Origin of the sequence: Xenorhabdus sp. PR6a (assembly GCF_028599065.1) — a bacterium.
GTDB classification, from domain to species: Bacteria; Pseudomonadota; Gammaproteobacteria; order Enterobacterales; family Enterobacteriaceae; genus Xenorhabdus; species Xenorhabdus doucetiae.
In genome coordinates this window covers 37,924-47,189 of sequence record NZ_JAQRFJ010000024.1, presented here as the reverse complement: position 1 = coordinate 47,189, position 9,266 = coordinate 37,924, and the positions used below count along the sequence as shown (strand labels likewise).

13 protein-coding genes are annotated in these 9,266 nt (G+C 54.2%); 12 read left to right on the top strand and 1 reads right to left on the bottom strand.

Annotated features, from left to right (window positions below):
• A partial coding sequence (locus PSI15_RS08700; RefSeq protein WP_273583190.1) for a hypothetical protein occupies positions 1 to 294 on the top strand: 294 nt, incomplete at its 5' end.
• 44 nt (positions 295 to 338) lie between these two features.
• The gene (locus tag PSI15_RS08695) at positions 339 to 497 is read left to right on the top strand and encodes a hypothetical protein (RefSeq protein ID WP_273583189.1); all 159 of its coding nucleotides are present in this window, start codon (positions 339 to 341) and stop codon (positions 495 to 497) included.
• Here the strand turns inward: PSI15_RS08695 and PSI15_RS08690 are convergent.
• Positions 494 to 1,198 carry a DUF5710 domain-containing protein gene (locus tag PSI15_RS08690; RefSeq protein ID WP_273583188.1) on the bottom strand — a complete coding sequence of 235 codons (705 nt, stop codon included), beginning with the start codon at positions 1,196 to 1,198 and terminating at the stop codon, positions 494 to 496. The genes PSI15_RS08695 and PSI15_RS08690 overlap by 4 nt on opposite strands.
• 275 nt (positions 1,199 to 1,473) lie before the next feature.
• On the opposite strand from PSI15_RS08690, the gene PSI15_RS08685 reads away from it, so the two are divergent.
• Genes PSI15_RS08685 through PSI15_RS08640 form a run of 10 tightly spaced genes read left to right on the top strand, consistent with a single transcriptional unit; the run spans position 1,474 to position 9,241 of the window.
• The gene (locus PSI15_RS08685; RefSeq protein ID WP_273583187.1) at positions 1,474 to 1,806 is read left to right on the top strand and encodes an integrative conjugative element protein, RAQPRD family; all 333 of its coding nucleotides are present in this window, start codon (positions 1,474 to 1,476) and stop codon (positions 1,804 to 1,806) included.
• Complete coding sequence (locus PSI15_RS08680) at positions 1,803 to 2,039, top strand: TIGR03758 family integrating conjugative element protein (RefSeq protein ID WP_045969258.1); 237 nt, start codon at positions 1,803 to 1,805, stop codon at positions 2,037 to 2,039. Before PSI15_RS08685 ends, PSI15_RS08680 begins: the two co-directional genes overlap by 4 nt.
• A 32-nt stretch (positions 2,040 to 2,071) precedes the next feature.
• A complete protein-coding gene (locus tag PSI15_RS08675) occupies positions 2,072 to 2,449 on the top strand; it encodes a TIGR03745 family integrating conjugative element membrane protein (protein WP_273583186.1) in 378 nt (125 codons plus the stop codon).
• A 10-nt stretch (positions 2,450 to 2,459) separates the two neighbouring features.
• Positions 2,460 to 2,831: a TIGR03750 family conjugal transfer protein gene (locus PSI15_RS08670; RefSeq protein ID WP_273583185.1), complete on the top strand. Its 372-nt coding sequence runs from the start codon at positions 2,460 to 2,462 to the stop codon at positions 2,829 to 2,831.
• Entirely contained in the window at positions 2,828 to 3,484 is a 657-nt protein-coding gene (locus PSI15_RS08665) for a PFL_4703 family integrating conjugative element protein (protein WP_273583184.1), read from the top strand. The genes PSI15_RS08670 and PSI15_RS08665 overlap by 4 nt, the downstream gene beginning before the upstream one ends.
• Entirely contained in the window at positions 3,475 to 4,311 is an 837-nt protein-coding gene (locus PSI15_RS08660) for a TIGR03749 family integrating conjugative element protein (RefSeq protein WP_443256082.1), read from the top strand. The genes PSI15_RS08665 and PSI15_RS08660 overlap by 10 nt, the downstream gene beginning before the upstream one ends.
• Entirely contained in the window at positions 4,301 to 5,725 is a 1,425-nt protein-coding gene (locus PSI15_RS08655; RefSeq protein WP_273583182.1) for a TIGR03752 family integrating conjugative element protein, read from the top strand. The genes PSI15_RS08660 and PSI15_RS08655 overlap by 11 nt, the downstream gene beginning before the upstream one ends.
• Complete coding sequence (locus PSI15_RS08650; protein WP_273583181.1) at positions 5,725 to 6,081, top strand: hypothetical protein; 357 nt, start codon at positions 5,725 to 5,727, stop codon at positions 6,079 to 6,081. Before PSI15_RS08655 ends, PSI15_RS08650 begins: the two co-directional genes overlap by 1 nt.
• Positions 6,069 to 6,467 carry a TIGR03751 family conjugal transfer lipoprotein gene (locus tag PSI15_RS08645; RefSeq protein ID WP_273583180.1) on the top strand — a complete coding sequence of 133 codons (399 nt, stop codon included), beginning with the start codon at positions 6,069 to 6,071 and terminating at the stop codon, positions 6,465 to 6,467. The genes PSI15_RS08650 and PSI15_RS08645 overlap by 13 nt, the downstream gene beginning before the upstream one ends.
• Entirely contained in the window at positions 6,467 to 9,241 is a 2,775-nt protein-coding gene (locus PSI15_RS08640) for a conjugative transfer ATPase (RefSeq protein WP_273583179.1), read from the top strand. The genes PSI15_RS08645 and PSI15_RS08640 overlap by 1 nt, the downstream gene beginning before the upstream one ends.
• Positions 9,242 to 9,266 lie beyond the last annotated feature (25 nt).

Genomic DNA, 9,266 nt, shown 5'->3' with positions numbered 1-9,266 from the left:
CATTATGTTTTGTTTGATTTTGAACATCCAGTTATAAAAGTCGATGCCTATTATAAAATAGGTAGAGTTTTTGAGGTAATTATGGGGGTTGTGTTTTTTATTGTTATGGTTTTGATGTTTTTAATGGCATCTTTTTTGGATAATAAAAGCCCACAAGGATATTCTTTTTTTCTTTTCATGATTTTCATGATTCTTATTGGGTTTTTCTCTGTGAGTTTTATGACATTAAGTCCTTCTAAAAAAAGAATAAAAAAATTAAATGAAATTTTATCCAGATATAAACTGGATGATTAAATTGATAAAATAGTATTTATTGGATAAATCCAAGATTAATATTTATGTCGCTGAGTAATGACAGGCAAAACAAATACTTGTTTTGCCTGTCATTACTCAGCAGACAAGCCGCATCGCGGCGCGTCAGTTTGCCACTGATTACCGTTATAAAAAACCGCCATCAATGCAGTAAAAGCATCTCCGGTAGCGTATTACTGGGTTAATGAGAATATTTCGATGAAGCATTCACCACCTGCGTCATCGATCCGAACCAGTCACCGGCGCTATAAATATCGCTGCCCGGATTTTTGAGGTCAATATGGTGATGCTGGTGCGAAATATCTTCACAATACCCCATAAAAGGTTCATCAATACGATGCAGTTGAATAGTCGCCGCTTGCTCCTTGGAAGCAGGAAAAAACGCCCCGCCGACTTCCGCAAACATCTGCGCATCATCCTGCTGCGCGCCACAGTGCTCGCAGTGGTTCATCCAGTGCTGTCGGCGCAGCCGTTGGCTGACCGCTTTACGCAAGGTAGGGTGAAAGCCGGATAACACGTTGCGCACGGTGGTGGGAATATCGGCGATATAAAACAAAAATGCCGGGCGGTCCTGCTCTGCGTAGCCCACTTCAGTGCTGATGTCGTCGTCGTCATCTTCATGATTGTCCTCCAGCATCTTATGCCCGGCCGGCAGCATAAACGCCGTCACTGTGGTGGGCTCCTGACAGTGCGGGCAGGTTGTCCGGGCCTGGGCGAGATACCAAAAGGCGGCATGGACATTGTAGAACGGCAGCCAGTTCATAAACGGGGTCGGATCAAAACTGTCGTCGATATACCAGATGTTGGCCGCTGCGTCCCAGTGTGCGCCCAGCTTTCTGACTTTCTCGTATTCATCATCGGGGACATGTAAATCAATCCGCAGCATGGGGTTTCCTTCATTGTTAAACGGTTATACCCGTCGTCTTTCAAGCTGCCTCTTTGTTGGCTGCGCTCATTCACCCCAGTCACATAGTTATCTATGCTCCCGGGGATTCATTCCCTTGCCGCCGCGATGCAACTTGAAATCCATTGGGTATTCATCAAATAAATAAGTCAGACTATTTAGCTAATTTTCATCAAAGTATAAAGAGTTTATTGCTGATTTGACCTAAAAAAGCCCGCATCCTCGGCATCCTGAACTCCATGACGAGGTGAATATTGATGCGCTGTTGCTTTTTTTCCCTGTTCCGTGCGGCCTGTCTGCTGGGACTGACGGTATTGTGTATACCACTTGCACAGGCTTCCGAAAAAGATGAACTGGCCGGTGCAAAACGCCTGATTGAACAGGTGCAGGTTGCACTGGAACGCGCCAGCATCGCTGAAAAGCCCTCTGACCTGTCAAAATTCCCGCGTTATGACTTCGATTACCGGCGTATCAAGGCCGATCTCAACACGATTAAGGCGGGTATCGATCACTACCTGACCCCTTCCCGTGCCCAGCCCGGTGAGACCACGTCATTATCCGGTCAATACCGTCAGGAACGCACCCGATGACCGCCGCGCAACGCAATGCTTTTGAAGTGGCCTCAGGGCATTTTGATATCCACTTTTTGTATCTGGTGTGTGTCGGATTTTTCCTGGCCACGCTGTTTCTCTGGGCGGCCTGGGCTGCGGTGGATGTCTGGAACGGCTGGGCGAATGAAAAAGTGCGTAACCAGACCCTCAGCCAGTTTGCCCTGCGAACCGCGATGTTATTGGTCGTGGCGGTCTGGATGTTTGCCGGTTAGTGCGTGTAACACGATAAAAAAGGAAACCGAAGATGAAGCAAATTTTTACCGTCTGGCGTCGGGTTAGCACCAATCTGATAACCAGAATCAGCACGCTCTTTTTGCTGTTCGGCTTTTCCTGTCAGTCTGCCTGGGCGGATTTACCCGCCATCGAACCACCCAAAAGTGGCGGCGGGGCGGGATTGCTGGGGCAGCTGAAAGGCTATGCACAGGACAGCATTGTCATCGGGGGACTGATCCTCTCTGCCGTAGCGTTCTACAAGGTTGCCGCTGCGGCAGTAGAGACCTTTTCGGAAGTGCGGGACGGCAAAGCCACCTGGACGCAGTTTGGCGCCATCATCGTGGTCGGTGTGGTGCTGTTGGTCGCCGTGATTTGGCTGCTGGCGAAGTCAGCCAGCATTATCTTTTAAGGTGCCGCTTATGCAGACGATCCCGTTCTTACCCGACCGCTTAAATACCGAACCTGTCGTGTTTCGCGGCTTCACCACTCCGGAGATGGGGCTGGCCGCATTGGCCGGGCTGGCATTCGGACTGATAGTCAGCCTTCCCCTTATTCCTCTGGCGGGTTGGGTCATCATCCCCACCGGAATACTGGTGATGCCGCTGTTATTGATTAGCTTTGGCGGTCGCTGGCTGGCTCACCTTAAGCGCGGCAAGCCGGAGAATTATATCTGGCTGAAGCTGGAAGAGAAAAAACGCCGGCTGGGGTTCGGTGATCCGGCGCTGATTATTGCGGCACAGGGCTGGTCTTTGCGCCGTAGCCGATTTGTTGGCAAGAGACGTCGAGAATGAGCTGGTTTCGCCATGCGGTAAAAAACCGCGATCAGCATATTCTGACCCTGCGGGTGGCCTGCGGTATTCTGGTGGGCGTTCTGCTGTTGAGCCTGACCGGATGGATGTCGGCACCGCGTAATCTCACTATCCATAATCCGCCGGATTTACGCACCGGCAGTACCCGCCCGTGGTGGGAAGTGCCGGCACCCAGTGTCTACAGCTTTGCCTTTTATATTTTCCAGCAACTGAATGCGTGGCCGAAAAATGGCGCACAAGACTACCCGGCCAAAATATATGCTTTATCCCCGTATCTGACGCCCGCCTGTCAGGATTTTCTGCGCGAGGATGCCAGAACCCGTGCCGACGGGGGAGAGCTGCTCGATCGGGTGCGGGTGGTGTATGAACTCCCCGGCCGGGGTTATGAGACGCACAGTGTGACGGTACGTGATCGGGATAACTGGATTGTCCGGCTGGATTTGGTAGCAGATGAATATTATCACGCCGAGCCGGTTAAACGGGCGCTGGTGCGCTATCCGTTGAAAGTGGTGCGCTGGGAGGGGGATGCAGAACGTAATCCCTTCGGGCTGGCACTGGATTGCTATGACGGCATGCCGCAGCGTCTGGAAGCGATGCCACCGTCACCGGCAGCGAAAAAGGGGGTATTTCAGTGACCTGTCCATCTTGCTATTCACGTCTTTTATTGGGATTTTTCAGCCTGTTGCTGTTCAGCATCACTGCAAAAGCCGATGAACTGATGACATGGGAACGGATCCCGTTATCCATTACGCTGAAAGTCGGTCAGGAGCGGATTATTTTTGCTGACCGGAATGTGCGCGTCGGCTTGCCCCCGTCGCTCAGTGAGAAATTGCGGGTGCAAAGCGCAGGCGGGGCCATTTACCTGAAAGCGGGCAGTGCCTTCCCGCCCGCCCGCCTGCAATTGCAGGACAGCGAAAACGGCGAAATTATCTTACTGGATATCACTGCGGCCAAAACCGGGCCAACGGAACCGGTACGTATCATTTATCCCGATGAGAAACGCACCACCTCAAAAGCAGCCGTATCGGGTCAGACAAAACCGGAACTATCTGCACCTGTTCCGGTGGTATTAACCCGCTATGCGGCCCAGCAACTTTATGCGCCGTTGCGTACCGTAGAGCCGGTCACGGGAATTCGTCCGGTGAACCTGCATTTACCCGCATCCATCACCACCCTCTATCCGTCAGAACCGATCGAAATTATCCCGCTGGCCGGCTGGGGAGTGCAAAATGACGCCGTGGTGGCATTAAAACTGCGTAATACCACGCAACACAAAATCACCCTCGACCCGCGCGCCTTGCAGGGGCAGTTTGTCACGGCGACGTTCCAGCATCGCTGGCTGGGTGAAGCGGGGACGGCGGAAGATACCACCGTGTTATATCTCGTCACTAAAGGATTGCCGGACAAGGCCTTTATACCTGAACCGGTCACTGTCAAACCGGGAGGCCGCCATGCCGGTTAACGCCAATGCGCTGGTAAAAGTTCTGGTGCCGACGGTGTTGGTTATCGGCGGGTTTATTGGCATCAAAAGTTGTAGTTCAACGGAGACTGTGCCGGCGGCTGCCTCACAAAACAATGTGCTGGCCACATTGTCTCCGGAGGAGTTACAGGCTCTGGGCGTCGGCGGTGATACCCCGGAAGATACCCTGCGCACCCTGATCGGGGCACTCAATAAAGTGCGGACAGAGCAAAAACAGTTAAGCCGGCAGAATGCCGATATCCTGAAAGAAAATGACCTGTTACGCAATCAGAGTCACGATGTGACGGGGCAGATAGATGCCGCCGTGGCCGCTATCCGCAAAGAAGATGAACAGCGTCAGCGCGAGTTGCAGGATGAGCAGCAGGGTCTACTGGCACAGATTGATTTGTTAACCGAGCGGTTAAATGCAACGCCGTTGCCGGCGCAGGACAGCCATCTGCCGTTTGGCGCAGCAGGGACAACCAGTCAGTATGCTGCCGATCCTCTCCGGGGGCAGGAGGAACTTATCTGGGTCACCCCGGCCGATGAAAAGCCCTTTGATCCGCAACATCTGGCGGCCGACAACACCACGGCGCGGTTCCCCGCCTCTTTTTTAAGTGAACAGTCCGCCACTGAACCGGCTCCGCCATCAAATTCAGCGCTCAAGGAAGAAGATGAAAAGCCGGTCTATACCCTGCCTGAAAATGCCACGCTGGTCGGCAGTCAGGCGATGACTGCACTGTTGGGCCGCGTGCCCGTTAACGGCACGGTCACTGACCCTTATCCGTTTAAAATTCTTATCGGCAAAGACAACCTGACCGCCAACGGCATTGAACTGCCGGAGGTGGCCGGGGCGGTTGTTTCCGGTTCCGCCAGTGGCGACTGGATCCTCTCCTGTGTACGCGGGCAGGTCAACTCCATCACGGTTGTCTTTAACGATGGCACCGTGCGCACCTTACCGGGAGCCGGGCAAAACACCCACGGCAGTGCGAATGGTATCGGCTGGCTGTCGGATGAAAACGGCATCCCCTGCATCAGCGGGGAGCGCAAATCCAATGCCGCCACTTACTTACCGAGCCTGTTTGCCCTCTCTGCGATAAATTCGGCAGGGGAGGCCTTTAATGACAGCCAGCGTACCGCCCAGACCAACGGTGCAGGCGGTATCACGACCGCTTTAACGGGTAACGCCGGACAAGCCGCGTTGGGGAAAGCGCTGGCCGGGGGCATGAATGAAATGACCGACTGGCTCAAACAACGTTACCGCCAGACGTTCGATGCGGTTTACGTCCCGCCCGGTGCCCGGTTAGTGGTGCATATCACACAAAGTCTGGCCATTGATTATGCCGCGAAAGGACGTAAGGTACGCGATGGCTTGAGTGAGCCCGCCCAACATCATCATCAGGAAGCCTTAGATTAATGGAAAAGATGGTCCCTCAATGGCTATTCAGCGCGGGTTTCCCGTATTGCCTGCAAGTGCACGTTACGCCGCTGATTGAACCCGCGCTGGTTCAGCTTTACTGGCGCGCTGTGCATAAAAAAGCAGGCCGGTTGTACTTGTCAACCCATCGGGAATGTCAGCTACTGGGTGACGGTGATTTTACCGTCTTTCGCCTGACGCAAACGCAGTGGCAGGCCGTGGTTGAAAATAAAGCAGAGGCCGGGCCTGAACAGTGGGAACGGCTGCCCTTTACCTTATCGGAACTGGCGGTACACCCCGAATTTGCCACCTTTACTGCCATCGGCACGACGGAGACCGAATCATGCGGAAACTAAGTCCTTGTTTAGTGTTGAGCTTAATCGGACTGCTGGCCGGCTGTGCGACCTCGAAAGAGACCTTACTCCCTGCCGGGGAGCAGACCGTGCTGGCGATGTGGCAGGGGAGCCAGGCCAGTACGACAAGACAGGCAAGACAAACGTTACGTCGTGCTTTAACCCCGGCCGAACGGCACAGGGCACGGGAAGCGCCCTATCATTACAGCCGCCCGGCCGCGCAGGAAATCAGCCAGCAGTTTCCCCGCTTACCCAATCCCGATATGGTGATGTACGTCTATCCGCATCTGGTCGCCGGCAACACGCCGATACCGGGCTACAGCACGGTATTCCCGTTTTATCAGCAGATACAGTATGCCCTGCCGGGTGAACGCACGGAGGCACTGTAATGAAAAAAACCAAGGCACTGAACCGCCCCGGCAAGCTGCGTGAAGCGGATGAAGCCGCGATTTACCGGGCAAACCCTTCCATCATCGATTACCTGCCCTGGGTGGAATATCTGGAAAAAGAACAATGCCTGCTGCTGGATGACGGGATTTCCGTCGGCGCGGTCTACCGGATAGAACCCATCGCCACCGAAGGCCGTCCTGCGGCGCGGTTGACTGAAATCCGGGATCAACTGGAAGATGCGATCCAGGACAGCCTGGAAGAAGACGATATTTCGCCGTGGGTGGTGCAGTTTTTTTGTCAGGATGACGATGATCCTGCTGACTATCTCAACACCTTGCGGGGCTATGTGAAACCGTGGGCACAGGGCACAGCCTTTACTGACGCTTTTTTGTCTGAATCGGAACACCACCTGCACAGCATTGCCCGGCCTGACGGGATATTTCAGGACAGCTTAATCACCGGGCAGCCGTGGCGGGGCCAGCAGCGCCAGACCCGTATGGTGGTTTACCGCTGGCTGCCCGCGCACAAATCGCAGACAAACCATCAGGCCTTATCAGCGGTGGCGGCACTGAATCAGGTCTGCGAACGGCTGGTTTCGTCGCTGGCCGCGGCCGGTGTGACTGCCCGCCGACAACATGGCAGGCAGATCCACCGTTGGTTGCTGCGTCATTTTAATCCGGCGCCGGACTGGGGGATGACAAAAGCTGATTTTTACCGCACCGTGGGTTACGAACCTCCCATGCCGCCCGATCTTCCGGTCAATAATGATTTCGCCGAAAGCCTGTGGTTTAACCCACCGGTGTCTGATCCCGAGAGCGGTGTCTGGTGGTTTGACGGGCTGCCGCATAAAGCGGTGCCGGTTGAGCGCCTGCGCCGTCCGCCGGAGCCGGGGTTGCTGACGGGGGAGATGAAACGGGGTGACACTATCAATGCCCTGATGGATATGATGCCGGCAGGGACGCTGGTTTCCCTGACCATTGTGGCGCAGGCACAGGATGTGCTGGAGGAAGATTTTACCCGATTGTCGAAAAATGCGGTGGGAGAAAATACCGAATCGCTGCGCGTCCGGCAGGATGTGCAGGAGGTGAAGGAACTGCTGGGGCGGCGGCATAAACTGTACCGCAGTGCGCTGGCCTTTCTGGTACGGGGCAAGGATCGGGATGATATCAACCACCGGGTGCATCAGTTATCCTCCACCCTGCTGACCGCCGGATTACAGCCCGTCCGGCCGGAATTCAGTGTGTCACCGCTGAATGTCTGGTTACGGGCACTGCCGATGTGCTTTAATCCACAAAAGGACAAAAAACACTGGTACAGCCGCCTGACCTGGGTGCAGCATCTGGCCGGATTATTGCCGGTGACAGGCCGTTCGACCGGCACCGGGCATCCGGGGTTCAGTTTCTTTAACCGGGGCGGGGCATCGTTGACTTTTGATCCGATGAATAAACAGGATCGCACCCAGAATGCCCACCTGCTGCTGTTTGGCCCGACAGGGGCAGGGAAATCCGCCACCCTGTGTGCTTCTCTTATCCAGCTGATGGCCATCCACCGTCCGCGTCTGTTTATTGTTGAAGCCGGCAACAGTTTTGGTTTGCTGGCCGATTACTATGAAAGTCTGGGGCTGACGGTCAATAAAATCGGCATCAGACCGGGTTGTGGCGTCAGTCTGGCGCTGTTTGCCGATGCCCATCAACTGTTGCAACTGAGTCCTGAGCAATTGCGCATTAACGAAGCTGATATCCCCGATATCGATGAACAGCCGGAAGAGGAGGGGGATGAACAGCGCGATATTCTGGGCGAAATGGAAATTGCCGCCCGGCTGATGATCACCGGCGGTGAGAAAAGAGAAGAAGAGCGCCTGACCCGCTCTGACCGGGGGTTAATTCGTGAAGCCATTATGATGGCGGCGCAGACCAGCTTTAACGAGAAACGCCAGATGGTGGCCTCGGATTTACAACATGCCCTTTATGCCATCGCCCGTAATCATCAGCAGGATGAACACGGTCAGCCGTTAATCACCGCCCACCGACGGGCACGAGCCGATGAAATGGCCAGCGCCATGTCGATGTTTACCCAGGGATTTGAAGGTGAACTGTTTAACTGCCCCGGCACACCCTGGCCCGAAGTGGATGTCACCCTGATTGATTTGGGCACACTGGCGCGGGAGAACTACTCGGCCCAGATGGCACTGGCGATGGTCTCGCTGATTAACAACGTCAATAACCTCGCTGAACGGGATCAATATCAGGATCGCGAACTGCAACTGGTGATTGATGAAGGGCATATCACCACCACCAACCCGCTGCTGTCCCCCTATATGACCAAGGTAGTGAAAATGTGGCGTAAACTCGGTGCCTGGCTGTGGCTCGCCACCCAAAACCTGGCGGACTATCCTGACACCGCCGAAAAGATGTTGAATATGGCGGAATGGTGGCTGTGCCTGACCATGCCACCGGATGAAGTGGAGCAAATCGCCCGGTTTAAAAAGCTGACGGAAGAGCAAAAAGCGGTGCTGCTCTCTGCCAGTAAATTACCCCGTTGTTATACTGAAGGCGTGGTACTGGCGAAAAAAATTGAAGCCTTGTTTCGGGTGGTTCCCCCGAGCCTGTATCTGGCACTGGGGATGACGGAAAAAGAAGAAAAAGCCGAACGGCGGGCGTTAATGCGTGAGCACCAGTGCAGTGAACTGGAAGCCGCTGTTTTGGTGGCCAGAAAAATGGATATCGCACGGGGGTTGAAGATTGATTTTGTGAATTATAACATAATGGATTAATCTATTTATTATTAAGTTTATTTAT

What these genes read in the sequence shown, in the direction of transcription:
- PSI15_RS08695 (WP_273583189.1), top strand. Translation starts at nt 339, where the DNA reads ATGTCGCTGAGTAATGACAGGCAAAACAAATACTTGTTTTGCCTGTCA.
- PSI15_RS08690 (WP_273583188.1), bottom strand. Translation starts at nt 1,198, where the DNA reads ATGCTGCGGATTGATTTACATGTCCCCGATGATGAATACGAGAAAGTC.
- PSI15_RS08685 (WP_273583187.1), top strand. Translation starts at nt 1,474, where the DNA reads ATGCGCTGTTGCTTTTTTTCCCTGTTCCGTGCGGCCTGTCTGCTGGGA.
- PSI15_RS08680 (WP_045969258.1), top strand. Translation starts at nt 1,803, where the DNA reads ATGACCGCCGCGCAACGCAATGCTTTTGAAGTGGCCTCAGGGCATTTT.
- PSI15_RS08675 (WP_273583186.1), top strand. Translation starts at nt 2,072, where the DNA reads ATGAAGCAAATTTTTACCGTCTGGCGTCGGGTTAGCACCAATCTGATA.
- PSI15_RS08670 (WP_273583185.1), top strand. Translation starts at nt 2,460, where the DNA reads ATGCAGACGATCCCGTTCTTACCCGACCGCTTAAATACCGAACCTGTC.
- PSI15_RS08665 (WP_273583184.1), top strand. Translation starts at nt 2,828, where the DNA reads ATGAGCTGGTTTCGCCATGCGGTAAAAAACCGCGATCAGCATATTCTG.
- PSI15_RS08655 (WP_273583182.1), top strand. Translation starts at nt 4,301, where the DNA reads ATGCCGGTTAACGCCAATGCGCTGGTAAAAGTTCTGGTGCCGACGGTG.
- PSI15_RS08650 (WP_273583181.1), top strand. Translation starts at nt 5,725, where the DNA reads ATGGAAAAGATGGTCCCTCAATGGCTATTCAGCGCGGGTTTCCCGTAT.
- PSI15_RS08645 (WP_273583180.1), top strand. Translation starts at nt 6,069, where the DNA reads ATGCGGAAACTAAGTCCTTGTTTAGTGTTGAGCTTAATCGGACTGCTG.
- PSI15_RS08640 (WP_273583179.1), top strand. Translation starts at nt 6,467, where the DNA reads ATGAAAAAAACCAAGGCACTGAACCGCCCCGGCAAGCTGCGTGAAGCG.